Source organism: Sorangiineae bacterium MSr11954, assembly GCA_037157815.1.
In the GTDB taxonomy this organism is placed as follows: Bacteria; Myxococcota_A; Polyangia; order Polyangiales; family Polyangiaceae; genus Pendulispora; species Pendulispora albinea.
The window spans coordinates 5,655,746-5,680,584 of record CP089984.1 but is presented as its reverse complement, the minus strand read 5'-3'; the positions used below and the strand labels follow the sequence as shown (position 1 = coordinate 5,680,584).

Here is a 24,839-nt window from a genome sequence, read left to right as displayed (position 1 = left end):
TAATCATGTCACGGCTCCCACTCACCCATCTCGCTGTTCCACGTGTGAGTGATCTTGTCTTCATTCTTGTCGTAGTAGTGCACGTTGCTCTCTTTCCCGAGGGGACCGGACGGCCGAGGTTGGGGCGGATCCCCCTTCAGGCTCGGGTTGTCACTCGACAAGGTCACGTGGTGCTCTCCCCCGTTGTCCTTGGCCATCTGCCGCTGCGCCTGCATCTGCGCGTCGTTGTTCTGCACCTGGTTGCCCTTGCCGTCCTTTCCGCCCGTAAAATGCTTGTTGTCGTGCGTAAAGTCGACCTTGCCGTCTTCGTTGCGCCCGACGCTGTCCGGGCGGGTCCCGTACTTTTCCGCGGGCTTCTTGCCGCCGGGCGGGCTGTTGTTGTCCTCCAGCTTGCGCCCGGTCGTCTTCTCGAGCGCGGCCCGTGACTTCGATTCCATCGCGGTGCCCTTTCGGCGATTCGAACGGGCCTGCTCGGCGCTCGCGTCCCACTCTTTCCGTGACATGGGCTTGCCGCCCGGATTCTTCTTTTTGAACCCCTCTTTGTACCAATCGTAGCGCGCATCGTCCTGCTTCTTCCGATTCCCTTTGGCGGCCTTTATCTTGTCCCTATAGTGCTTCTGACGCGACTTTGGCAGCGACTCCCGCGCGCTCTTCGGCTTCTTCTTGGCCGGTGGCTTGGCGCCCTTGGTCTTCGGCCGACCCTGCTTCTTCTTCGCGGCCGGCTTGGTCTTCGGGCACTGCGCCGACAACCCCTGCACATCGACGTACAGGAGCGGGTTGCCCTCGGCGTAGCCGTGCAGGTCGTAGCCGCCGCTGATCCCCTGCGGATCGGACTGGAGAAATTGCCCCAGCTCGGGGCTGTAGTAGCGGAATCGCGCGTAGTGCAGCCCCGTCGCGCCATCGAAGTAGTGCCCCGGCCAGCGCAGCGGCTGATGAAAATCGGCGCCCACCTCGACGTGGACGGTGCCGTACGCCTCGTAGCGGCCGCGCCAGACCACGGTGCCCGTATCGTCTTGGACGACCTCGGGCGCGCCCAGGTGGTTCGCGAGCACGAAATAGCGCGTACCGCTCTCCGGCTCCGCGTCCACGCTCGCGTAGTCGATGAACGAGACGGGCGTGAGCGCGATCTCGTCCGCATAGACGTACACGCGCAGCCGCCCGTCCGGCAGGACCTCGGCGGCGAGGCGGTCCGTGTCCCAGTAGAACGTGGTGGTCTGACCGTTGAACGTGCTCTCGATGCGCCGGCCGAGCATGTCGTATCGGGCCGACCATTTTCCGAACGAGGGCTCCTCGATGGCGACGAGCTGGTCCGACGCATCGTGCGTCAGGCGAAAGGTCCCGGCCGGCGTGCGGCGCGCGCAAATGCTGTCGCGGTGATCGTATTCGAGACGGCTCCCGTTGGCGTCGAAGAGCCGCTGGCCGCTGATGGTCGCGCCCCGGAGCTGGGGGCTCTCGATGAGCGTGCCGCCGTTCGAATAACGGAACGTCCCCGTCGTGCCATCCGGGAGCGTTTCGCCGACGAGGCGATGCGCCGCATCGTAGGAATAGCGGTGGACGCCGCGCGCGCTGTCATGGCTCGCCAGCAGGTTGCCCTCGCGCGAGCGCTCGTAGAAGCGCGACCACGGCGGCTGCTGCGACGTATAGGCAAACTTGGCGAGGCAGTAGCCGTGAGGGTGGTAGTGGCTCACCTCCGTCACGCCGTTCGACATGGTGCGCCGGACCACACCACCGTCGCACGACTGCACCACGTGGGCGGCGCCGGTCGGGTCCACGATCGCCAAGGTGTTCCGCTCGCCCCGCGCATAGTGCGTGACGAACCTCCCCAGCACCTCCACCTCGGCCAGCCCGTCGGAGACGAACCGGCGGCGCACGCCCGCAGCATTGCGCACATCGCGCGTCCGCCGCCCCGACGTATCGTACGCAAAGTCGTACGCGTCCTTCGTCCCATCCGCCCCTTCGACGGTGGCCGACGCCAGCTGGCGCGCGGGGGTGTAGACCAGCTCCTGCTTCTCGCCGCTCGCCAGGTGGAGGGTCTCGCGCCGCCCTTCGTCCTCGCGCTCGATGCGAAGCAGCCAATGCCCGCGCGCATCCAGCTTTTCGACCAGCTCGTCGCTGGCGTCGTACGCGTAGGTCTCCTCCACGACCCCATCGCGCCGGATGCCCGTCACCCGGTTCTTCAAGTCGTAGTCGAAGTCGATCGTGAGCCCGCTGGCGTCGATCACCCGCAAGAGCTCGAGCCGCCGCGAGTGCACATGCTCGGTGACGATGCCGAGCGGATTGGTGATTTGGTAGATCCGATTCCACGAGACGAAGCTCGTGCGCCAGGTCGATCCGTCGAAGTCCGTGTAGCGGGTGCAGTTGGCCGAGGCGTCGTAGGACCACGAGCAGCGCGAACCATCGAGCCGCTCGGCGCGAAGGGCGAGCCCCTGCACGTCTTTGACCGTCGTCTCCTTCCAGCGGTCCGCGAAGTCGATGCTCGTGTCGCCGGTCGCCTTGGGCGTGAGCGCGTCCACGACATGCGCCGGCAGCCCGTCGATCTCGAGGTGCCGCCGGATGGGCAAACCATAGGTGTCGGGGGGGATGGCGCCGTATTCCCACTCGCGCGCGTTCGACGGGACGAAGTGCTCCGGCTCCTCCGGGGCTTCGTCGAGCGGCCAGAGCTCCCCGACCGAGTCGCGGCGGCCGAGCGCCTTGCCCGCATCGTCGCGCACGATTTCGAACCGGCGGCCCGCCGCGTCGGTCTCGGCCGCGAGGGCGCCGTCCGCGTCCAGCTCGCGCCGGTGTTCCCCGCCATACGGATCGAGGATGCGCTCCAAGAAGCCGTTGGGGTGCTCGTAGAGCCACTGTCCGCCGTCGGCGAGGGTCACGATGGTGGCGCCGTCGAGGTACTCGAGCTTCACCTGCTCGACCCCGTCCACCGCGCCGGAGTAGACGCAGCGCCCGCGGCTGTCGTACGCGTACTGGAAGGCATAGCCGCGCCGGTCGACCAGCTTCGTCATGCGGGAGCGCGCGTCGTATTCGAAGGCGAACGAATGGCGATAACGATCGGTGCCGCCGATCAAATGGCCATGGGCATCGTAGTGGTACGTCAGCAGCAGCTCGTCCTTGGCGGACGATGCGGATGTTGCAGACGACACGGACGACACGGGCGACGGCGACGCCAAAAGAACGAACGACGCCATTTGCGGGTACGTCGCCCCGCGCCTTCGCGGATCGGAGAAGGTCGTCCAGTGGATGCGCACCGTGCGACCGAGCGAATCGGTGATGAAGCTCAAAAGCCCGGTGGCTGGGTCGTAATCGAGCCGCGTGGTGCCCGCGGGGTGCGCGATCGCCACCAGGCGGGCGGGCCAGTCGGGGCGCGCGAGCTCGAACTCGAGCACGCCCAGTTCTTCGTCGGGCAGGTGCACCCGGTACCCGTTCGAGCGCACCCGTTCGAGCTGGTATCCGAGGGTGGCGGCGCGTTCGCCGTCCGCCCGCAAAAGGGGAAACGTGATTTGCGTGCCGTCGGGCGCGGTGTAGCGGACCGTGTGATGGTACGTAAACTCCAGCTCGTGATCGAGATCGTGCCGGTGCCCCCAGCCGAGGCCGCGATGGCGGTCTCCGTTGGCGCTGCTGTAGTGCCGCACGAACTCGAAGGGAAACGGCGCTTCCAGGCGAAAGTCGTAGGTGGCCTCGACCAAGGCGCCCGTGATCACGTCGACGGGATCGCCGACGAAGCGGAGCGCATCCTCGGATCGCGCGCGAAGGGGCCGGCCCATGGCCTCGGATCAGCCTTCCCTGCACATGCAACCACCGGGCATATCGGTCTTTCCCTTCTCCTTTTTCTTCTTACCGAACTTGCCTTTCAGCTTTTTGAGCAGGAGCTGGACCGGATCGGGGATGTTCGGCAAAGGGATGCCGCCGATGAGCACATTCGGTGCGCCCGTGAGCAACAGGCCCGGCAGCGGAGGCATGGCCGGATCGCTGCCCATCGACGCGCTGAGGGCGGCGGCGGCCATATCGGCGGCCATGGCCGCGGCGTCGATGGCCACGGCCATGGCGCTCGCCGCCTTCATTTCGGCGTCGCTCTCTTGCGCGGCGTCGACGGCATCCGCGGCCATGCCCGCGACGGCCAGCGCGGTGCCCACGCCCATCATGCCCTTGAGCGCGCCCCGAAAGGAGCCGCTCTGCGCCTTGATGCACGCGCCCGCAATGTCCAACATGCGCGCCGCGCGCACCTCGCCGATGAACACCGTGGCCGAACCGGTCTTGATCTCGAACATGGGCAAAATCCCGCAGCAGGTGAGCGCCAGCCCGATGTCGCCCGCGCGCGCGGCCGGCATGTAATTGATGAGGCATTTGAGCGTGCACCCGAGCAGCACCGCGCCGATGCTCGGCAAAGGAATGGGCGGCGCCGGCGGTATCAGGCTCGGTGGATGCGAGTGCGCGTGCGGCGGCGCGATGTACATCGACCCCAGGGTGGCCGCCGGAAACGAGGGGTACGGCACGAGGTTCGCCACCATGGCCACCCCGGTGTTGATCAACTCGATGGGCATGCCCAGCGCACCCTGGACCGCCCCCACGGCATCGTTGGCCGCGCGCAGTGGGTTGTGCGGCGGGGGCGGCGGGGGCTCCTCGCCCGGCGGCGGCGGCTTGGCCTCGTGGGATTGAAACGGCGCGATCGTCGTAGCCACGGTCGAGCGCAGCGCGGGCATCGCCGTGTCCGAGAACGATTGCCGGCTCATCACGCCCCCCGCGCCTGCGCCGAGCGCGCGTCCAGCTGCCGCAGCTCGTGAATGACGGCGTCGCGCCGATCGGCGAGGTGCAAGGTATGGTACGCCTCGCGCTGGCGCGCCAGGAGGCTTCGCAGCTGCTCCTCGGCCTCGATCCCGCGCGCCAAAACGACGCCTTCTTCCCACGCTTTCACCGCCTCGAGGTGCCGGCCCAGCGCGTAGTGGCATACGCCGATGTTCTCGAGGCACATGATCTTCACGGGGGCGAGGACCATCCCATGGGCGATGCCCTTGGCCACTTCGTAATAGGCGCCGGCGTCGGCCCAGCGTTGCCAATTGAAATACAGGTTGCCCAAGTTCAAATTGATGTTCAGGAGCACCGGCACGGCGTCGGCGTGCGCCGGATCGTCCTCTTGCCCCAGGCGGTGCAGGGCAGGGGTGAGGGCCGACTCGAAGTACCGCCGCGCGGCCTCGGGCTGCTGAGCGCGGGCCATGACCTCGCCCATGCCGTTCAAGGTCAGGGCGTAGAGCGCGTGGCGGCCGGTCGCGCGGTAATAGCTGCCGGCCAGTTTGTATTTGTCGAGGGCCTGCGGATAGCGCTGGTGCGCATAATCGATGCCGGCCAAGGTCAAGAGGGACTGCATGCGCACCTCGATGGGGGCCGTGGGATCGGCCGCCTGCGCCTCCACCGCGGCCTCGAGATCGGGCGGGGCCAAAAGCGGCGCATACGAATCGGTCCCGCGCACCAGGCCCGGTGCATCGCGCAGCGCGGGGCGCGCGGCATCGTCGCGGACGAGGATGCGCATATGGTGGCACCAGGGATCGGGGAACTCGTGCGCCATCAGCTCGAGCACCAGCGCGCGGTAGCTCGCCGGATCCCCCGCGATGCGCGCGGGGAAAAAGGCGCACACGAGGCGCACCTCGTCCAGGTTCGGCGAGAGATCGCGCGCATAGGCCATGGCGGCGCGGATGCGGACGGTGGGGGCAAACGAGCGATCGAGCGCCTCGCGGGGAAGGGGTGGCCACGCGGGCTCGTTCTCCTTGGCGAGCGCCGCGTTGGCGAGCTCGCGCCGCTCGTGCACGCGATAGACCACGCGATCGGCGAACTCCCAGGCGTTGGTGAAATCGTCGACGAAGAGCCAGAACATGTCGTCGGCCTCCTCGTCGAGGATGTCCAGCGATTTGACGACGAGCCCATTGGAGGCGTCGTTGACCTCGACCACCAACAGAACCTTCGTGTCCTGCTCGGTGACGAAGGCGCGCAGCCGGTCGAGGAGCTCGTCGAGGGTGTGCATCGCGCCTCAGTTGATCTTGACGAGCGCGCCGACGATCTTGGTGATGGCCTTGGCCACCACGTCCGTCATCGGCCCATTCACCGTGGCCTTCGCCGGCTCGACGGTGACGAAGCTCTGGGACGACGACATGGTGACCTCCTTGCTGCCGGTGATGGCGATGGTCCCATCCTTCTTCAGCGAAATGGACGCGCGGCCGCACTGCAGGACGATCTCGTCGACGGCGTCGATGGTGACCGTCTTGTCCTTGAGGGTGACGGAGCCCGAGGGGCAATCGATGGCGATTTGCTGCTTTTCCATCGTATAGGTGGCGCCTTCTTGCGCGAGGAAGACCTTCTTATCGCCCACGGCCGAGACCTCGAAGCGCCCGTGCTCCTGGACGAAGTCGGCCTCGGTCTTGTCCACGTACCTCACGTTGTGGGTGAGGTTCCCGTTCTGCACGTTCACCGTGCGATGCCCTTGGGGCAAGGTGAGCACATCGTCGCCCTCGGACACGGTGTGCGTGCGCCCTTTGTGAACGGTGACCGACTCCTTCTTGTCCACCGTCTCCGTGCGGTTGCCTTTTACATGCACCGTTTCGTTGGCGCCCACGGTGTCCGAGCGATTGGCCCCCACGGTCGACGTTTGGTTGGCGCCGATCGTTTGTGTCTGGTTGGCGCCGACCGTTTCGGTGTGGTTGTGGAGCACCACCGTGCGCCGATCCTTTTGCGCATGGAGGAAGATCTCTTCTTTGCCGGCCAGATCTTCGAAGACCATGGCGTTGAACCCTTTGCCGCCCGGGATCGTCAACGACTTGATGGAGCTCTTGGACGAATCGGCGGGCAGGGCGTCGGGTTGCGGCTCCTGCGCGTTGTAAATGGCGCCGGCCACGAAGGGCCGATCGATGTCGCCGTTGAGATAATTGACGATGACCTCGTCCCCCACGCGCGGCGGAAACCAGATGCCTCGATTGCCGCCCGCGGCGGGGGTCATGACCCGCAGCCAGCAGGAGCTCTTCTCGTCCCATTTCCCATCGCGATCCCAAAAGAACTGCACCTTCACCCGGCCGAAGGTGTCGACGAACGGGCTCCCTTTTTCGGGGCCGACCACGCGCGCCGACTCGGGCGGCGCGTAAGGGCGCTTCTTCTGCACGGGCTGCAGCTTGGCGGCGCTGGGGGTCGCCCAAAAGGTAGCCGTAAAGCCCGGGCCGGTGCCACCCCGCCCCGTGTCGGCGAGGATGCCGGCGCGTTGGCCGCGGAGCCGGAGCTCCGTGAGGAACAGCTCCTGGTTGAAGCCCTCGTCGGGGTGTCCTTCGAGCTTGAATTTTCGACCGATCTCCAGCCGCGCGCACGAGCTGGTGCCATGAAAGGTCACGACCCCCGAGCGCGCCTCCTCCAGCCGGTGCATGGCCAGCGTTTTTCCCTCGTCGGCCGGATCGATGTAATCGCCTGGAAAGAGATACAGCTCGCGCTTGGGGGCGCTCTCGTCGTCGTGGGGGCCATCGAGCTCCGCGCGGGCCGTGAGATCGGCGCCCGAGCGCATGAAGTCGTAGTCCCGCATGACCACCGAGCCAGGACGGAGAACACGCGCGCGCGCCAGGCTCCCGACGTGATCCAGGGTGACGGCCCCCGCGGTTTCGCGGAACGGGAGCGCGGCATCGCCTTCGATGGGCGTATAGCCGCGCGGATCGTTGACGAAGACCACTTTGGTCGATTTGTCGTCGGTCAGAAAGTGGAAATGGATCCCTGCGTCCGCGAGGATGCGGCGAAAAAAGTCATAATCGGTCTCGTCCTTCTGAACGCGGTAAGGCCGGGGTTTGGGGCGCCGGTCCAGCCTCCATTCGAGCTCGATGTCGTGCGGCTGGACCAACGCGGCCACGATCTCGTGAACCGCCAAATCCTGAAAGATCCGCGAATCCGATGTGTACTGGAGCTCCGCCAGCTTGGGAACGATGCGGAGCGTGATCAAGCGCTGTCGCTCGCTCGACCTTTTCGGGGTGACCTGCTCCACCATGCCGCGCACGATGCGCAGCGGCTTGTCGTCGCGCAAAATTTGAAACTCGGCGTCGCGTCCCAGGGTGTCATCGAGGCTGGGGAGGGCCTCCGGATCGACCACCGCGTCGACATCGAACCGAAAGAGCTCCGAGAGCTTCTCATTCGCCTCGAATCCGGCCACGACGAGCGCCGACTCGTCGTGCTTTCCAGCGCGCAAACGAAAGGCCATCGTGTCGACCGACGACTCGAACATCGACGTGATGCTGTTCATGAAACTCCATCGTATAGGCGAGTGGTCCCATCCGAACAGATGCTCGATGAGCGGCGCTCCGTCGAGGATTTCGTGTCCTGGAGGAGACGTGGCGAGGATGGGGGTGGTGTTGTTTATACATCATTGAGAGCGAAAAGTTGGAGACCTTGCGGGGACGTGTAATCCGTTTAGGGGATTGCGTTCGCGATGCCCGCGCGCAATGCGGCCCGCGGCGATGTTTGCCGCGACGTCGCGAAATACGTCCGCGCTTCGGCGGCGGGGGAGGTCACGTTAGGATAGGTCGGGCACGCGGGACGCGAGCGCCGCGAGGGCGCGAGGGACAAGCTTGAAAGAGAACGACGTGTACGGGAGGTTCGAGGGGGAGCGCGGATGGATCCTCTCGGATGCACTGGGCGATCGCCTGATCGCGCTGGAGGAAGACGTGGCCGCGCTCCCGGGCGCCTCCACGTGGGCGCGCGAGGGCCTGAGCGAGCACGAGCTGCAACGCTTGCTCGAAAATCCGTGGGATCGCAGGGCGTTGCTCGGCGCCTACGAGGGGCTCACCGGGGGGTTGCCATGGTGCTTGGAGGATCGCGACCAAGCCCCGCGGATCGCGCACAGGCTCGTGCACGCGTTCGAGTTCGGGGAGCTCGTGATCTTTCGGCTTCCGCAGCCGGTCCTCGTCGATATCCCATTCCCGAAGAAGCCCGAGCAGCCGCCGCTGGGCCCCAACGAGGCGCACGACTGGTTGGCCGTTGTCCTCGTGGACGCTCAGGATCGTCCGGTGATGGGGGCGCGCTGCCAGATTGTGCTCGACGGGGGAGCCTCGATGGAGCGCGCGCTCGACAAGGAGGGCCGCGCACGATTCGGCGCGCTCAGCGGCTCCACCGCGCACATCGATTTTCCCGAGATCGACGCCAGCGAATGGCAACCGGGGATCACGCCGTCCTCGGCCGGCCGGACCCACATCGTGGAGCAGGGTGACCATGTCGCGCGGCTGGCGGCGCAATCCGGCTTTCGTACCCACAAAACGATTTGGAACCATCCGAAGAACGCCAAGCTCGTACGGTTGCGGGCGAGCCCGAACGCGCTCCTCCCGGGCGACGAGCTGTTCATCCCGGAAAAGAAGAGCAAACCCACGCAGCGGGCCACCAACACCGAGCACCGTTTCACCTTGCAGCGCGACACCGTGCGCCTTCGGGTTCGGATCACCGATGGCATCGGCGTGCCCATGGCCGGCGCGAGGTGCGCGGTCGACGTGGGGACGGTCTCGGAGACCGCGGCCCTCGATGGAGAGGGGAAGCTCGACGAGCCGATGGATGCCTCGCAGGGCGAAGGCGCCATTCGGGTGGGCGATCTCGTGTTTCCGGTGTCGGTGGGAACCCTCGATCCCCACGACGAGGCGAGCGGCATCGCGGCGCGCTTGATCAACCTCGGCTACGACGTGAGCGAGCCTGGGGAGCCCGACTTCGAGGCCACGCTCGCCTGGGCGATCGAGGAGTTCCAGTGCGATCATGGCTTGAAGCTCGACGGCGCGATCGCGGCCGTCCAAGACGATCTGGAGAAGCACCATGGCTGCTGAACGCCCCGCTGGAGGTGCCGCGGAACGCGCCCCTGAAGGCGCTGCGGAAGGCGCGCCCGCCGCGTCCAACGCGGACGCACCGCTCACCAAGATCGAGGGACTGTCGGATGGCGGCATGGCCGCGCGGCACCCGGAGCGCCGGGTGCACCTTCGGCTGGCGCCATCGTTCGAGATGGACACCACGTTCAACAGCGTGCGCGCGGCGCTCACGCCCATCGCATGCTGGCGCCTGGACAGCGCGCGCTTCGGGTTCGATTCGTCGTTCATCCATCCGGACGCGCGCGAGGAGCTGGGCGCGTTGGCCGCGTTGTGCGCCGAGCTGGAAGGCGCGCCGCTCTCCATCTTCGGCCACGCCGATTCGACGAACACCGACGACTACAACGAGCATTTGAGCGGCCGGCGCGCGGAGGCCGCGTACGCGCTGCTCACCCGGCGCAAGGACATCTGGGAACATCTCTATACGTCCCCGTACGGCGGCGACGATTGGAAACACCACCACGTGACGGACGAGATGCTGCGCGCGCTGGGCTACGAAGCGCCGAGTCGGGCCGAGATCGAGCGTTTTCAGTCCGAGCATGGGTGCCCGATCGACGGGGACATCGGCCCCGAAACGCGCGGCGCGCTGTTCGGCGCGTACATGGATTTCCTTTGCACGGCCGAGGAGGGGGGAGAGCCCTTTCGACGCGAGGCATCGCAGTTCTTGGGGCAGGGAAGTAGCCCCGACGGCAAGGGCGATTACCAAGGATGCAGCGACTTCAACCCCGCCATCGTCTTTTCGAGCGAGGAGGAGCAGCGCTTCAAACGGGCCGAAAACAAGCAAAAGCGGGATAACGCCAACGCGCCGAGCCGGCGGGTGGTGGCCTACCTCTTTCGTCCTGGCACGGTGATCACGGTGGATCGATGGCCGTGTCCCAGCACTAAGGAGGGCGCGGCGGCCTGCAAAAAGCGCTTTTGGTCCGACGCGGAGGCGCGCCGGAAGCCGGGCGCCGAGCGCCGCACGTTTCCCCAGCACCGCGACACCTTTGCGTGCCGCTTCTACCATGGCTTGGCCATGCGCTCGCCGTGCGAGCGGCTCGCGGGATGCAACCGCGTGGTGTTCCGGCTGCAGGATCATTGGGGTTACCCGATGGTGGGCCAGCCGTGTTTGCTCATCGTGGAGGGGGCGTACCGCGAAACGATCTCCAAGGCCGACGGCTTGGTCGACACCACCATGCCGGATGGCCCTTACAAGGTGGCCATCGCCGAGGACCGCTTTGCCTACTTCGGCGAAGGCTACACGGCGTACCAGAACGATCCCGTCGAGGAGATGAAGACGGCGCCCGAGCCCTGCGCGCACGCCTTCGCCCACACGCGCGACGCGCGCTTTCAATCCGCACCGCTCGATCAGCTGCTGGCCGAGCTCGAGCGCCTGGAGAAGAACCATGGGTAATACCGATCCGAAGCCCGCAAAACAAAAGGCGCCGCCGACCAAGCCCAAGGCGCCGCCGCCGAAGCCGCGAACCTTGGAGTACGTGTACTGCAGCAACCCCGCTTGCGATCTCCACGCCGTGGGGTTCTTGGACGATCCGGGGTTCTTCAAGCCGGGCTCGCCGTGTCCAAACTGCCAAAAGGCGCTGGAGGCCATCGTCCTCGAGGCGCGCGCGCAGCTTCCGCCAGGGGGCTCGTCGCCCACGGCCACCGCGCTGCCCGGGGCGCCCTACGGTGGATTCGTGCTGCAATTGGGCGACGACGACGACGATCCCCGGCCGGTGTGGGGCGGAACACCCGGGCCCTTTGGCCCGCGGCACGATGGTGCGCACTACGTGGCGGAGTTGAAGCGCGATTTGCACCGATTGGGTTTCTATACGCGCGACCGAGGGGACTCCACGCGGGAGATGGGCAAGTTCGGCCTCTTCGAGGTGGCGTGCGTGCTCGACTTCAAGCGCCACTTGATGAAGTTTTATGGCATCGCGACCGATACGAACCCCGATATGGCGGTCTGGCCGCGACGCCTGCCGACCCCTGCCGACACCATCTATTTCACCCAGTTGAAGAATCCGGCGCTCGTCTACGTGCGGTGGCAGCAATGGGGGAGCGCCATTCAACGGGTGACGGGGGCGTTCAAGCAGTTTCGAGGGCAGTGGGAGGCGCATCGGAAGTCGGTTGGGAGGCCCGAGAGGACGGGAACGGCCGACGTTCAGGTGCCGCCCGTGCTCGTGGACGATGTCGATGGCATCGGCAAAACGGACGCGGAGCTCCTGGCGATCGCAAAGGCGCCCGCAGGGGTCTTCCCGCCGCAAGACTCGTTGGACGTCGTCGTCAAGGCTTTGGAAAAGGCGAAGAAGCCGGAAGAGCGCGATCCGATCAAGTTGCGGCTCCAAGCGCTGGTGGATCGGGCCAACGCGGTGGCACCGCGCATCGCCACCATGCCGCCCCTCGGTCCGGGGGTGGCCAGTGGGTTGCAGCATGGGGTGCTTCGGGGGCGGGTCGAGCAACTGCATCACGTTTTGTCGGGGCGGTTGCGTGAGCTGAAGAGCATGGAGTCGGCCTTTGCGACGATGTTCATGGCGTGCAATGCGGTGGCCGAGGAGGTGGAGACACACGCCGAGATGGCAAAGGTGCTCGCGGAGCCGCCGAAGCCGTTTCCCTCGTGGGGGATCAGCAAGTCCTCGGCGCCGTATCAAGAATTTTCCGTGAAGGCGGCGCAAGATAGCGCGTCGAAGCAGATCCCCAAGTGGCTCTCGGGGGAGCTGGTGGCGCTCGAGAACGAGGTGTCGGCGACGAATGGGCTATGGACGACCGGCGTGGGTGTGCCACCCGGCTGGGAAAGTTTCGTGCGCGCGGTGAAGGGCATTCGAGCGCCGCTCAAGGCGTTCTCCGATCGAATTGCGGCTGTTTCGGCCGACCAAGTCGAGAACCTGTTTCGCGCGTACCGCGAAGCGCTCCGTGAGTATGCGCGCGTGGATCCGGCGACGGCGAAACACATCAAGACCATGGTGGCTACGGGGGAGCTGAATGGGCAGAAGGTTTTTCTTTTGCCGATGAATAGCGAGATCGACAAGTCGCAACCGCCGCTCGAGGACGTCGTCGATTCGATGGGGCGAAAGCACGATGCGGTGCCGATGCCCATTCTCAATTTCATTTTTCTCCACGAGAGCGGGGGGAAGCACACGCGAAGGTACGAGCCCAACGAGTACGTGGCGTACGGAACGGACTGGCGAAACGTCGGCGCGGGGACCAATGCGAGCTTCTCGGAGCATGGGACGGATCCGGCGCAGTTCAGTATGTCGCGCGGGTGGGGGTTTACGCAGAAGACGCTGTTCGAGTCGGCGGACCCCAAATTCGAGGATATGGATACGCTGCAGAACCAGAAGAGACTCTTCATCCTTCATAGCGGCGTGCCCTATGTCGCTCCAGGCCAGCCACGGCCGATGCCCGCAACGATCGCCTCGGTCTCCGGCAATATGAAGTCGGGTTTGACTGTCTTCTTCGAAGGGTTCAACGCGAGCGCGCGCAAGCGAGACTGCACGTTCGACAAGCGTTTCGCGTGTGCGGAATGTGCCAAGAATTTCGATGTGGTCCCACAAGGATTTGCAGGGCCGGACTCTCCGGGCAAACCCAAAAAGGACCCGACGGGCGTCTACATGCTCGTCGACGACGATAAGACCGATTTCGAGCGTAGGTACACCGTTATCGCGCCGGGGACGAGTAAGGAAAGACGCGTGCTCACGTCCTTTTCGTTGAAGGACACGATAAAGCTGAAAAAGTTGCTTGGAACCGGGGGTGGGTTCACCCTTTCGTCGCTCACGAAGGCCGTCGACGATCTCAGCGTCACGGAGCTCGACGAGCTGCGGGTGGAGTTCCCTTGTTCATGGCTCACCGCGAACATGCGCTATGCGGGCACGGGCGAACAGGCTTACGCGTACATGCTCGAGGACATGTGGCACCTCCGCACGAAATCGTGAACGCAGCGTGGCCGATTACGGCCCCGCGCAGCGAAAGCCGATTCCCGCGCTGGCGTCTCCAAACGCTGCGAAACGTGCCTTGGGCAGTTCGGAGTCGAAAGCCATGAACGTACTGGAGTTGTGACCGCGGATGAGAAACTGAGGTCGACCCGACATATCCGAGCAGCGATTGGACGTCCACTCCGGGACGTTGCCGAACATGTCCAGTACCCCGAAGGGGCTGCGGTCGTCACGTGAGCCAACGGGGCACGGGCCGAGGGATCCCACGCGATGAAAATCCCGGCCTGCACAAACGTTGGGGGAGACGTCCTCACGACCAACGATGTCGATTGGCGTATTCCCCCACGGATACTGGAGCGCCTTTGGACCGCGAGCGGCAAATTCCCATTCATCGTCGGTGGGAAGGCGCATGCCGCGTGTACGGCAGTAGCGCTCGGCCTGCGGAACTCCCACGCACACGACGGGGAGGTTCGGATCGCCCGTTTGCGCACACGAAGCACGCGCGGTGTCCTCTTTCGGAAACTTTTCGCAGTCGGCGCACGCTTCGTACGCTTTGCGGGACACTTCTGTTACGTCGATGCAAAATGCTTCGACCCGGACACGGCTCTTGGGGATCACGCAAGCGTCGGCCGGCGGCGGCGATGGTGCCGTCCCCCCGTCTACGTCGAATCCTCCCCCCGGAACGAACGCCGTTCCCGGCGGGCAATCCGCTTTGCTCTTCGGGCGCGCCCGCGCCGGAGCATTCGTTGCGGCCGATGCCGGAGCACTCGCCGCCGATGCCGATACCGCCGCGGGAGCCCCCGTACTCCCCGCTGCCCCACTGCTCGCAGCCACATGCTCCGCCCCTGACGGCTGCGACGGCTGCGATCTGCACCCCGCAACCACGCCCGCGCCGCCGATCGCCACGACGACGAGCCCCACCCCACGCATTGCGCACATGGCCATAGGCCGCGAAGCGTATCGCAGAACCGCCGCCCCGCGAAAGGGCGCGCCGCCGCCCCGTGAAAGGGCGCGCCGGTACGCCGCGTCGTGGCCCGCGTTTACGCCACCGCCACTTGACTCAAGCTCGCAGGGTCGACATTGGCCCCACACACGACGATGCCCACGCGCTCCTCGGCGGCAGGCCGATACACCCCCGTAAGCAACGCCGCGAGCCCGGCCGCCGCCGCGGGCTCCGACCCGACGCGAAGCTCCGTCCAGAGCGCATGTTGCGCACGCCGGAGCGAGTCATCGTCGATCAACAGTGAATCGTGCACGAGCTCCTTCGCGATTTGAAACGGGAGGGCCCCGATGCGCTTGGCGCCGAGCGCATCGGCCGCCAGGCCGCCCACGTCGACGTCGACCGGCTGACCCGCCGCGAGCGCGCGATGCAGCGACGCGGTCCCGGTGGTCTCGACCCCGATGATCCGCACCTCCCCTCGATACCACGCGGCGCACCCCGCGAGGAGCCCGCCGCCCCCGACGGAGAGCAGCAGCGTATCGAGCTTCGCCTGCTGCTCGAGCTCGCGCGCCAAGGTCCCTTGCCCGGCGACGACCGTTGGATCGTCGAAGGCGGGAACGAACGACGCGCCCGCTCGTTCCACGTGCTGGCGGCACGCAGCTTCCGCCTCCGCGTAGCTCGTTCCACACACGTGCACCTTTGCGCCGAGGGCTGCGAGCCGCGCGCGCTTGGCCGGCGCCGTGTTGGCATGGACGAAGATTTCGGCCGGCACGCCCCGTACGCGCGCAGCATGCGCCACGGCAATCCCATGGTTCCCACCCGACGCGGCCGCAACGCCCGCCGGTGGCACCTCCGACGCCAAGAGCTTGGCAAAGGCCCCGCGCGCCTTGAAGCTCCCCGCATGTTGAAGCGATTCGAGCTTGATGACGAGTGAACAAGGTAGGCCGAACGTCCCCGGCGGCAGCGCGATGGCAGGCGTACGCCGCACGAAGGGTGCAAGGGTTTCAGCCACCTGGTGGATGTGTGCACGGTCGATCATCCCTCTCAGTTAGTGCACGCTGCGCCGCGAGTATTGGACGAAAGTCCCGCGCCGCCGCGCGCACGCACCGCGTCCGCGCAGGCACCGCCGCTGCCTAGCTCTCCACCCCATGGTACCGCGCGGGCGTCACCCCGAGGACCGCGCGGAAATGGCGAATGAAATGACTCTGGTCGGTAAATCCCGTTTCGTGCGCGACCTGCGAAGGCGCCATCCCCGACGCCAGGAGCCTTCGCGCGCGATCGATGCGGACCTGTCGTTGGTACCGATGGGGAGGCAATCCAAACGCCCGAACGAACCCATCGATCAATTGCCGCCGCCGCAGATCGGCCGCGCGGGCGATATCGGCCAGCTCGATCCGTTCGCAGGCGTGTTCATGGACGAACTCGCGCGCCCGCGACAGGCGCACGTCGGGCGGCGACGGTGGCGGCGAAGGCGCCTCCACCAGCCGGCCGTAGCGGGTGAGCACGCGCCCCATCACCGCGTGGAACACGGTCTGGACCTCCAGCGCCTCGTCCCGCGATCCCAGCGCCCGATGCAAGCGCGACAACGCGGCGGCCGCCCGCCGATCGGCCCGAAAGCACTGCTCGAAGTGAAGATCGTCCACGGGCCGATCGAGCGCATCCTCCAGCACATCGCGCACGATCTCCGGCTCCACATAGAGAATCCGCTGCCGCCATCCATCGCGAACCGCCGCGCCCCCGTGGTGCACCTCGCCGGGATCCAAGGTGCACACGGTGCCCTCGGACGCGTACCACCGAACGCCACGGCAGCGCACGGCGTGCACGCCGCGCTCGATCACCCCAACGAGGTAACCTTCGTGCCGATGCGGTGAAAAATCCTGCCGAACGTAGTCGGCCTCGAGCGCCTCGATGCCCGCGAATCCCAGAGGACGCCACATCCGCGCGCGCTCGGCGGGAGGACGTCCGGGCGGTTCCCGGTTTGCGCGCGCGCTCGTCATCGACGTGCCCGCAGCTTGCCACGGTCGCGGGCCGGCGCATCGTGCAAACTGCACGTCGGGTGGGCATCGACGGTCGCCGTTACCGCGCGCCCGTTACCACGCCCGCTACCGCGCGCGTCCGACGGCGCCCGCGTCCGACGGCGCCCGCGTCAATGCGCGGGCACGAGAAAGATGCGCCGCTCGGCGTTTCGTTCGACGAAGGGGCGGCTGTAGGCGAGCGGAAATGTACCTCCGGTGCTCCAGGCTTCGGCCAAATCGCGGTAGTGGCGGCTGCCGGGTTTACCGGATTGGCCCGGCGTGTTCACCGCGCGCGAACCGTCCCAGTTGCCCACGTCGAGCACCATTCGGAAGGATGGCCCGGCCGTGTGTCGGAAGTCGTCGCTCCGGAAGGACGACGCGTTGACGGTGAGCTCCGAACCCCCGCGTGGCAGCGGGCCGACATTCAGCCGCGCGCGCGTGGCCTCGTCGACCACCGGCCCCAGCGGGTGCTCGAACACGGTGCGCAGCAGGTTGCCCCACCTCCACTCATTCGGCCGCGGCCCCAGCAGCCGCGCCGTATCGGCATAGGCCGCATCGAGGGTGCTCGAGAGCAGCCGATCGCGCTTGGCCACGGCGTCCTCGCCAAACCACGCTTGCGGATGCTCCAGCGCATCGACGAGCAGCGCGGAGTCGGGCTGGCTGATCAAGCTGGCGGCCGCGGGGGAGAGCACGGCCTTCACGAATCCAGGACCGAGGTAGCGCCTGCGCCAGACCTCGAAGAGCGCCGCGGGCGCGGAGTCCACCTCTTCGATCCCATCCCAGGAACGCAACATGGTGCGCACCTCCTCCGGCACCTCGCCCTGCGCGGCGGGGATGAGCGCGACCAGCTGCCGGGCCGGCAGGGAGAGCCGATCGCTCTGCAGTCGAACGGAGTCGGCGACCGAGGAGCGCGGGGTGGACGCGAGCACGTCGGTGATGCGTTGGTAGCGCGAGGGGTTGGCCCACTCGAAGCCAATCGGCTTCTGGGCATGCGGAAAGTCCGGCGGGAGGTTCATCTGGTTGGCGGTGGCGATGAAGCCCGCGGGCGGGTTGTATGCGCTCGGCAAATCGTCCCCGCTGTAGAAGCCCTCCCACTCGTAGCGGCCGTCGCCCGGCACGGGGAGCAGGCCATCGTAACCTCGACGCTTGGGGGCAAGGCCACCGGGCACCCACCCGATGTTGCCGCGCGTGTCGGCGTACACCTGATTCTCGCTCGGCGTTCCCCAATTGCGCATGGCGCCCTTGAACTCCGCAAAGCTTCGCGCGCGCAAGAAACGCAAGCTGCCATAATATGGCGCCGTACCCGGCTCCTGCCACGCCGAGCGCACCGCGTACGCGCGATGGCGCGCCTCATCGATTTTGATCACCGGCCCGTGACGCGTAAACCAAAGCGCGATATCCCTCGCCGGCTGACCGGCCACCGGCACCTGCTCGCGAACCGTGCGCAAGGCCTCCCAGCCGTCGCCGTAGCGGTACCGACCATGGTCGTTCGGGTCGAGCTCGTAGGCGTACAGATCTTCTTGGTCGATGTGAAAGACCGTGAGCCCAAAGGCGATGGTGCCATTGTGGCCCATGGATATCCCCGGCTGGGCCGGCTCACCCGCGCCCACCACATCGAGGCCCGGCGCCGACAAGTGCACGATGTAGCGAAGGGACGGCGCCGGATGGAGCCGGTGGGGATCGTTGGCCAGGATGGGCCGCCCCGTGGTGGTCTTGGCGGGCGCGATCGTCCAATTGTTGCTCCCCTCGGTCTCGTCGATCCCGGGCACATCGCCCGCTTCGTCGACGGCCGGCACGGTATGCAGCGCGCCGCGGGTGAAGACGACGGCCTGCGTGGCCAGCTGGTACGTGCGCAAAACGTCCGAGGGCAGCGCGCACGGGTCGAACCCGGCGGGGACCCGCGTATGCCACTCGGGTCGAAGCCGCACCCGCACCTGGTCGGCTTCGACCCCCGCGACGCAGGCCATCCGCGCGCGCGCCACCTCGCTGGAGAGATTCGCCGAGAGCCCGTGGCTGCGAATGCGCACGACGTCCTCGGGACGCCAATGCCCCGGTGCATACCCCAATCGTCGAAACTCCTCGGGGAGCGAATCCGGATTTCGAGCGAGCCAATCGATATACGCATTCACACCGGCCGCGAACCGGGTGGCCGCCATCCGCGCGTCCGGCCCGTAGCTCGCCCACTCCCGATCCATATCGCCGCGGTAGAGAAATAGCCGCGCCGCCGTGTCCTGCTCCACGTACGCCGCCCCGAACGCCTCGGACAAGAGCCCGAGCCCCCGGCGGTGCCATAAATCGATTTGAAACAACCGCTCGCGTGCCGCGTTGAAACCCTGCGCCAGAAATACATCTTCTGTGCTGTTCGCGTAAATATGCGGTACGCCCCAGCGGTCTTCGACCAACTCCACCGGTCGATTCAAATCCGGCACGAAATAGAGCCGCGGCTCGGACAAGGGCTGGGCGGAGGTCTGCGTGGGCGTGTCGGTGACCGATGCGCAGGCGGCGAGGCCGAAGGCGATCGGGATCCACAACGATCGAAGGGTGCTCGCGTTCATGGTGGTCGAGAGACTACTGCGTCGGACGCTCCAGCACACGCGCACGGCTCCAGCTCAGGTTCATCTCTGGCCGATGGGCGCCACGTGTGCAGGGATCCATCCGCGCGGACCCGGAGCAAAAGTCGCGACGTTGCGAACGTGCGGCTCCGGGCCGCCCATCGGATCGCGCGTGGGATGTTGCATCCATCGATGGCATCGGCCAAATAGGGCAACTTCGAACATGGCCATGGACGATCGAGTCGTTGCGTTGCTTCTCTGTGTTGCCGTTTCGGCGTGCGGTGGGGCGGGGAAAGGAAGCGCTCATACCGCGAATGTGCCCCCCTGGATGGAACCGCTCCCAGAAATGGCCGAACAGACAGCCGTGGCCGCGCTCCATCCGAACAGCAATTGGTCCTCTTGTGCGTTCCCAAGCGAGGCCGAGAAGGTGGACGAAGCGTTCGTGACGCTTCAAGCCCTGGTTGGTCCGGACGGAAAACCCGAAGCGGTCCAAGTGGTGAAGGATCCGGGGTTCGGTTTTGGCGAGGCCGCTCACACCTGCGCCATGGCCAACACCTATGTGCCCGGTGTCGATGAAGCAGGCCGGCGTGTTCGCGCGAAAACCGTACCCTTTCGTATCCACTTCGATCGCGTACAGGAGCCGCCGTCGCCGCCGGAGCCGCGGTGGCAGCAGGTGCAGGAGCAGCCCTGAGGCTCGGCGAGCACGCGCGCGCTCACGTCCCACCTGGCGCGCGTGGATGGCCCCACACACGCTTTGCGCCGCGTTATACTGCGCGCACGATGAAAACGACGACCCGCACGTGCGGCGCGCTTCTTCTGATCGCCGCGATCGCCCTCGTGGCTGCGCAAGGCGCGGGCTGTTCGAGCGAGGAAGCGCCGGCCCGCAGCAGCTTGCAGCCCGATACGCAGGATGCATCGAACGACGCGCCGGCGATGCGGAGCACCGGGCTTCCGCAGGTGTGCAATCGTGGCGAACGTGTGACGACCGCGCCTGCGACGTGCAACGGCGCGTCGGAGTTGTGCGACCGCACCTACGACCGCGTGGCCGTGCCGATGACGCACAACGCGTATTCGCTCGTCTCCGGCGGATTTTCACCCCCGAATCAGACCCAAGGCATCGCGCGCCAGCTCGAGGACGGCGTGCGCGGGATGATGCTCGACACCGCGTACTTCGACCCCCTCGCGGGCGCCGACCGCACCGAGCGCATCGCGGATTTGTCGCTGCCGGATCAAATGTTTCTCTGCCATGGCTTCTGCACCATCGCCCGCACGCGCCTGCTCGACGAGCTCTGCACCATCACGCGCTTTCTCGATGCGCACCCCGGTGAGGTGTTCAGCATCATCTTCGAAAATCGCGTGGCCGATGCGGACACGGACGCGATCCTTCGCGCGAGCGGGCTAACCGATTACGTGTACACGCATGAATCCTCGGCGCCATGGCCGAAGCTTCGCGACATGATCGCGAGCGGCAAGCGCCTGGTCGTGTTTCTCGAACAAGGTGGCGGCTCGCCCGCGTACCTGCACCCGGCGTGGGCCAATGTCTGGGACACTTCGTACACCTTTTTGAACGCCTCGCAGTTCTCCTGCACGCTCAATCGCGGCGCGACGAGCCACCCGCTGTACTTGGTGAACCACTGGCTGAGCCCGCCCAAGCCGGAGAACGCCGCGCAGGTCAATGTCGCGAGCGTGCTCGGGAATCGGGTCGAGCAGTGCACGCGGGAGGCGGGGCGGGTGCCCACCTTCGTGGGCGTCGACTATTACGATGTGGGCGATCTCTTCGCCGTCGTGCGAAAAGCCAACGGCCTGTAAGGGGGTGGGATCCGGGCGCGAGATCAGCGATCGGCGCCGTCGAGCGCGGCCCATGCCGCCTGGAGCCGCTTGGCGCGCGCGGTGCCCGCGATCCCGAGCAAGGCGCGATCGCGCTCCCATCGTGTGCGCGTCTCGTCGGGCGCGGCGCCAAAGAGCGGGGTGGCGCGGTCGAGGAGCGCCCGGATGTGGGCGAGGGCGCCGCCCAGCGCGATGTGAAGCTCCGGCGCCGTGGGATCGGAGAGCGCCATCGCGCGAAAGGTGACGAGCGAGGCCGCGAGCTCCAAGGCGATGTCGTGCGGCCAGGAGAGGGCGCGTGCGACGCCGAGGACGTGCGCGATCAGCGCACCGAAGACGTGCAGATCTTCGATGGTGCGAAACGGCTTCAGGTAGCGATCGTAGCCGTCGCCCTCGAGGACGTCCTCCCCGCGAATCCGCACCCCCTCGAGCGTTAGCTCGGCGTGGGGAAGCTCGGGCGCGAACGGGGTAGGCGGCATGGGATCGATGCGCACGCCTTCGGCTTTCGCGTCCACGCGCACCAGGCGAAGCCGGTTCTTTCCGCCCTCGTCCGCGCCCACCGACGCGACGACGAGGAGCGCATCCGCGGCGGGCGCGAAGGTGGACCAGCGCTTCTTTCCGCGGAGCACGAAGCCCTCGTCCGCCGCTTCCAGCCGCGTGGCGATGGCGCGCGGGTGCGCGCCGCCTTCTTCGGTGGCGCAGAGCGAGACGGCGACATCGGTCGGAAGCGCCGGCAAGAGCGTGTGCAAGGCCGCCTGGTACCCGGCGGCGAAGGCAAAGGCGACGCGATCGGAGGCGAACGCCGTCACCGCGGCGCAGTCGAACGGCACCGGGAACGCGGCGGCGGCTTCCCGGGTGCGGGCGCGGAGCGCTTCCAGCGATGCAATCGCTTCGCCGGCGGCCGGGGGCATGGGTGCGGTGAGCAAATGGTGGAGGAGAGCAATCATGATTCACACTCGCTTCGAGCTTGGAGGTCCGACCTTCGATCGACGGTTAGGGTTCGACGCGGATCACGTTGGATGCGCCGTCGTCGAAGAGCGCCTCGACCGCACCGGCGCGATGTGCGAGGACGGCGCGTTGGTTGATGTAGCCTTTGTCGGTGATTTCGCCTGCGTCGATGGATAGCGCTTCCTCCAGCAGCACGGCGCGGTGAACGGTCTGGCTCGAGGCGCCCTCCGCCAGCTGGTTGTGCGCACGCAACGCGCCGGCGATTTTCGCGCGCAGCTCCGTGTTCGCCAGCACGTCACGGGGCGCTGCGCCCTCGGGTGCGCCGATGGCGCCCGCGCACGCGGCCACGTTCGGAACGAGCAGCGCGCCCACCGCATCGCGATCGTGGCCGGCGATGACGGCGTCTTGCACCAGGGGCGCGAGCGCCTTGAGCAGGTTCATGCGCAACGCGCCCACGTAGACCCAGGTGCCGCTCGTCAGCTTGAAGTTCTCGGCCACCCGGCCATCGAAGACGACCCCGCGGTTCGGATCGGCCTCGTCCGCGAGGCGCATGGCGTCCCCGGTGGGGTAAAATCCTTCGTCGTCGAGCAGGGGAAGCGATGGGCCGCCCGCGCGGAAATATCCGGGGGTCACCTGCGGGCCTTTGACCCGCGCCTCGAATTTTGTACCGTTCGGTACGAGCTTGAGGGTCGCGCCGGGAACGGGGACGCCGATGCTCGACGGATCGTCGATCGCGAAGTGAACCTGCGTCACCAGGGGCGATGTTTCCGTAGCACCCCACGCGGTGACGAAGGGTACGGGCTCGCCGCGCACGCGCGCGCCCAGGCGAACGAGCCGGTCCCAGGTGGGGCGGGGGAGGGCGGCCGCCGCGTAGAAGAGGAGATCGAGCTCGCGAAAGAACGTCTCGGCGAGCGAGGGATCGCTCTCCAAATGCGGCAAGAGCGCATCGAAGCCGCGCGGCACATTGAAGTAAAGGGTCGGCGCGACATGGCGCAAGGTCGCGACGGTCTCTTCGATGCGGCCGGGTACGGGCTTTCCGCGGTCCACCCAGAGGGTGCCGCCGTGCCACAGCACCAAATTGAAATTATGATTGCCGCCGAAGGTATGGCTCCACGGGAGCCAATCGACGACCACCGGCGGCCGCTCGCGCAAAAACAGCCACCCCTGCGCGAGCGCCTGCTGGTTCGAACAGAGCATCCGGTGCGTATTGAGGACCCCTTTGGGGGCCCCCGTCGATCCCGACGTAAAGAGGATCTTCGCGATGCTCTCCGGCCCGATGGCGTCCCACGCACGGTCGACCCGCTCGGCATCCTCCGGCGACGCAAGCAGCTCGGCGAGCGGGGTCGCCGCCCCCGCCGGATGGCTCGCGACCACGCGAACGTTCGCGGGGCCTGGTCGAGATGAACGCACCGATGGCGTCGCGAGCGCCGAGCGCTCCGATGACGTCGCGAGCGCCGAACGCTCCGATGGCGTTGCGAGCGCCGAACGCTCCGATGGCGTTGCGAGCGCCGAGCGCTCCGATGGCGCTGCGAGCGCCGAGCGCTCCGATGGCGCTGCGAGCGCCGAACGCACCGATGACGTCGCGAGCGCCGAACGCTCCGATGGCGTTGCGAGCGCCGAGCGCTCCGATGGCGTCGCGAGCGCCGAACGCACCGATGGCGTCGCGAGCGCCGCGAGCGCGTCTCCGTACGCCTCCGCGTCCTCGGCGTAAATCCAACCCGGTCGCAAAAGCGTGTAGAGTGCACGCAGCTTCTCGTGATCGCGCGAGACGAGGGAGTACGCCGTCGAAACCGGCGCGATCGGAATGCCGCCCACCATGGCCCCCAGCGCGAGCAGCGCATGATCCACGGAGTTGTCGGACAAGATCATGACGGGGCGCTCGGCGCCGAGCGAATCGGCGAGCATGCGCGAGGCGAGCACCCGCGCGATCCGATGCGCTCGTTCGTAGGTCACCGTGCGCACGGTGCCGTCTTTGCGCCGCTCGGCGAGAAAGACCCGGTCCGGCGTTCGCTCGGCCCACCCGCGCAGCACCATGCCGAGGTGCGGCGGATGGTCCCCGAGCGGCGTTTGGGAGCGCACGAGAAGGGCGCCATCGTGGCGGCGTTCAAGGGCGATCGCGGGGGCGGCAAAGCGGGGCATGCGACCCATGGGCGGATCGTACCTCCATTGCGACCATCGCTGGCACCGGCCTTGCTGGGTGCGCCGCATGCAGAAAACGGCCGATGTGGCGTCGCTCGCTTGGCGATCCCTGATCCTGACGGGGCTCTGCCTTTCCATGGCCGGCATGGGCTGCGCGTCCTCCCAGGAGGCGACGGCATCGGCCCTTTCGAGCACGATGGGGCCGACGGCCCCCCAGCGATCCGGACCATCGAGCGCCTCGCGATTCGGACAGCCGGACGAAGACGAGGCGCGCAAGATCGCAGCCCGCCCGCCACGCAACGTCTGTCTTCGCGGTGTCGTCTCCTCAGCAGGGCCGTTCGGACGCCCGCTGGAGCGCGTCCGAGTCCACGCGGCGCTCGAAGGCGAAGGGGACGTCGAAACCAGGACCGACGGCGGCGGAGCCTTCCACCTTTGCATCGACCGCGCGTCCCAAACCATCGGCAAAGGCGTCATTCTTTCCCGGTATGTCGACCGTCAGGTGCGCACGCACATCGCCTTCGAGCGCACGGGGTTCGCGGCGAAGGAGATGGACGTGACGCTCGACACCGCAGACGGCGAGGGCAAGCTCGACGTGTTTCTGGAATCGGCCTCCACCGCGCGAGCTCCGTGAAGGTGGCGCTACAGGGTGATGTGCTGGACTCACACGG

The 24,839-nt window shown here is 66.9% G+C and carries 15 protein-coding genes; 6 read left to right on the top strand and 9 right to left on the bottom strand.

What is annotated here, in order from left to right; translation table 11 throughout:
- Positions 1 to 8 precede the first annotated feature (8 nt).
- Genes LZC94_21810 through vgrG form a run of 4 tightly spaced genes read right to left on the bottom strand, consistent with a single transcriptional unit; the run spans position 9 to position 8,248 of the window.
- Entirely contained in the window at positions 9 to 3,758 is a 3,750-nt protein-coding gene (locus LZC94_21810; GenBank protein ID WXB19847.1) for a DUF6531 domain-containing protein, read from the bottom strand.
- Between the two features lie 9 nt (positions 3,759 to 3,767).
- Entirely contained in the window at positions 3,768 to 4,724 is a 957-nt protein-coding gene (locus LZC94_21805; GenBank protein WXB19846.1) for a PAAR domain-containing protein, read from the bottom strand.
- Positions 4,724 to 6,007: a tetratricopeptide repeat protein gene (locus LZC94_21800; protein WXB19845.1), complete on the bottom strand. Its 1,284-nt coding sequence runs from the start codon at positions 6,005 to 6,007 to the stop codon at positions 4,724 to 4,726. The genes LZC94_21805 and LZC94_21800 overlap by 1 nt, the downstream gene beginning before the upstream one ends.
- 6 nt (positions 6,008 to 6,013) lie before the next feature.
- Positions 6,014 to 8,248, bottom strand: a complete 2,235-nt coding sequence (vgrG, locus tag LZC94_21795; protein ID WXB19844.1) for a type VI secretion system tip protein VgrG — start codon at positions 8,246 to 8,248, stop codon at positions 6,014 to 6,016.
- Between the two features lie 325 nt (positions 8,249 to 8,573).
- Here vgrG and LZC94_21790 point away from each other — a divergent pair, with 325 nt between their 5' ends.
- Genes LZC94_21790 through LZC94_21780 form a run of 3 tightly spaced genes read left to right on the top strand, consistent with a single transcriptional unit; the run spans position 8,574 to position 13,753 of the window.
- Positions 8,574 to 9,809, top strand: a complete 1,236-nt coding sequence (locus tag LZC94_21790) for a hypothetical protein (GenBank protein ID WXB19843.1) — start codon at positions 8,574 to 8,576, stop codon at positions 9,807 to 9,809.
- Positions 9,799 to 11,238 carry an OmpA family protein gene (locus LZC94_21785; protein WXB19842.1) on the top strand — a complete coding sequence of 480 codons (1,440 nt, stop codon included), beginning with the start codon at positions 9,799 to 9,801 and terminating at the stop codon, positions 11,236 to 11,238. The genes LZC94_21790 and LZC94_21785 overlap by 11 nt, the downstream gene beginning before the upstream one ends.
- Positions 11,231 to 13,753: a hypothetical protein gene (locus LZC94_21780; GenBank protein ID WXB19841.1), complete on the top strand. Its 2,523-nt coding sequence runs from the start codon at positions 11,231 to 11,233 to the stop codon at positions 13,751 to 13,753. The genes LZC94_21785 and LZC94_21780 overlap by 8 nt, the downstream gene beginning before the upstream one ends.
- A gap of 1,040 nt (positions 13,754 to 14,793) precedes the next feature.
- On the opposite strand, the gene LZC94_21775 is transcribed toward LZC94_21780, so the two are convergent.
- From LZC94_21775 to LZC94_21765, 3 genes are all read right to left on the bottom strand, one after another.
- The gene (locus LZC94_21775; GenBank protein ID WXB19840.1) at positions 14,794 to 15,732 is read right to left on the bottom strand and encodes a serine/threonine dehydratase; all 939 of its coding nucleotides are present in this window, start codon (positions 15,730 to 15,732) and stop codon (positions 14,794 to 14,796) included.
- A gap of 94 nt (positions 15,733 to 15,826) precedes the next feature.
- Complete coding sequence (locus tag LZC94_21770; protein ID WXB19839.1) at positions 15,827 to 16,630, bottom strand: AraC family transcriptional regulator; 804 nt, start codon at positions 16,628 to 16,630, stop codon at positions 15,827 to 15,829.
- A 209-nt stretch (positions 16,631 to 16,839) separates the two neighbouring features.
- Positions 16,840 to 19,263, bottom strand: coding sequence for a penicillin acylase family protein (locus LZC94_21765; GenBank protein ID WXB19838.1), 2,424 nt, complete (start codon positions 19,261 to 19,263; stop codon positions 16,840 to 16,842).
- Positions 19,264 to 19,606: 343 nt separating this feature from the next.
- Between LZC94_21765 and LZC94_21760 the strand changes: the two genes are divergently transcribed.
- Positions 19,607 to 19,951 (top strand): energy transducer TonB, encoded by a 345-nt coding sequence (locus LZC94_21760; protein WXB19837.1) that lies wholly within the window; start codon positions 19,607 to 19,609, stop codon positions 19,949 to 19,951.
- An 89-nt stretch (positions 19,952 to 20,040) separates the two neighbouring features.
- Positions 20,041 to 21,069: a hypothetical protein gene (locus LZC94_21755; protein ID WXB19836.1), complete on the top strand. Its 1,029-nt coding sequence runs from the start codon at positions 20,041 to 20,043 to the stop codon at positions 21,067 to 21,069.
- A 23-nt stretch (positions 21,070 to 21,092) separates the two neighbouring features.
- Here LZC94_21755 and LZC94_21750 read toward each other — a convergent pair whose 3' ends face one another.
- Positions 21,093 to 22,031 (bottom strand): acyl-CoA dehydrogenase family protein, encoded by a 939-nt coding sequence (locus LZC94_21750; GenBank protein WXB19835.1) that lies wholly within the window; start codon positions 22,029 to 22,031, stop codon positions 21,093 to 21,095.
- Positions 22,032 to 22,077: 46 nt separating this feature from the next.
- Positions 22,078 to 24,180: an AMP-binding protein gene (locus tag LZC94_21745; protein WXB19834.1), complete on the bottom strand. Its 2,103-nt coding sequence runs from the start codon at positions 24,178 to 24,180 to the stop codon at positions 22,078 to 22,080.
- A gap of 58 nt (positions 24,181 to 24,238) precedes the next feature.
- Here LZC94_21745 and LZC94_21740 point away from each other — a divergent pair, with 58 nt between their 5' ends.
- Entirely contained in the window at positions 24,239 to 24,802 is a 564-nt protein-coding gene (locus tag LZC94_21740; GenBank protein WXB19833.1) for a hypothetical protein, read from the top strand.
- Positions 24,803 to 24,839: the final 37 nt, after the last annotated feature.

Excerpts from the sequence above, each read along its gene's own strand:
- LZC94_21810 (WXB19847.1), bottom strand. The coding sequence starts at position 3,758 with ATGGGCCGGCCCCTTCGCGCGCGATCCGAGGATGCGCTCCGCTTCGTC.
- LZC94_21805 (WXB19846.1), bottom strand. The coding sequence starts at position 4,724 with ATGAGCCGGCAATCGTTCTCGGACACGGCGATGCCCGCGCTGCGCTCG.
- LZC94_21800 (WXB19845.1), bottom strand. The coding sequence starts at position 6,007 with ATGCACACCCTCGACGAGCTCCTCGACCGGCTGCGCGCCTTCGTCACC.
- vgrG (WXB19844.1), bottom strand. The coding sequence starts at position 8,248 with ATGAACAGCATCACGTCGATGTTCGAGTCGTCGGTCGACACGATGGCC.
- LZC94_21785 (WXB19842.1), top strand. The coding sequence starts at position 9,799 with ATGGCTGCTGAACGCCCCGCTGGAGGTGCCGCGGAACGCGCCCCTGAA.
- LZC94_21780 (WXB19841.1), top strand. The coding sequence starts at position 11,231 with ATGGGTAATACCGATCCGAAGCCCGCAAAACAAAAGGCGCCGCCGACC.
- LZC94_21775 (WXB19840.1), bottom strand. The coding sequence starts at position 15,732 with ATGATCGACCGTGCACACATCCACCAGGTGGCTGAAACCCTTGCACCC.
- LZC94_21770 (WXB19839.1), bottom strand. The coding sequence starts at position 16,630 with ATGTGGCGTCCTCTGGGATTCGCGGGCATCGAGGCGCTCGAGGCCGAC.
- LZC94_21765 (WXB19838.1), bottom strand. The coding sequence starts at position 19,263 with ATGAACGCGAGCACCCTTCGATCGTTGTGGATCCCGATCGCCTTCGGC.
- LZC94_21760 (WXB19837.1), top strand. The coding sequence starts at position 19,607 with ATGGCCGAACAGACAGCCGTGGCCGCGCTCCATCCGAACAGCAATTGG.
- LZC94_21755 (WXB19836.1), top strand. The coding sequence starts at position 20,041 with ATGAAAACGACGACCCGCACGTGCGGCGCGCTTCTTCTGATCGCCGCG.
- LZC94_21750 (WXB19835.1), bottom strand. The coding sequence starts at position 22,031 with ATGATTGCTCTCCTCCACCATTTGCTCACCGCACCCATGCCCCCGGCC.
- LZC94_21745 (WXB19834.1), bottom strand. The coding sequence starts at position 24,180 with ATGGGTCGCATGCCCCGCTTTGCCGCCCCCGCGATCGCCCTTGAACGC.
- LZC94_21740 (WXB19833.1), top strand. The coding sequence starts at position 24,239 with ATGCAGAAAACGGCCGATGTGGCGTCGCTCGCTTGGCGATCCCTGATC.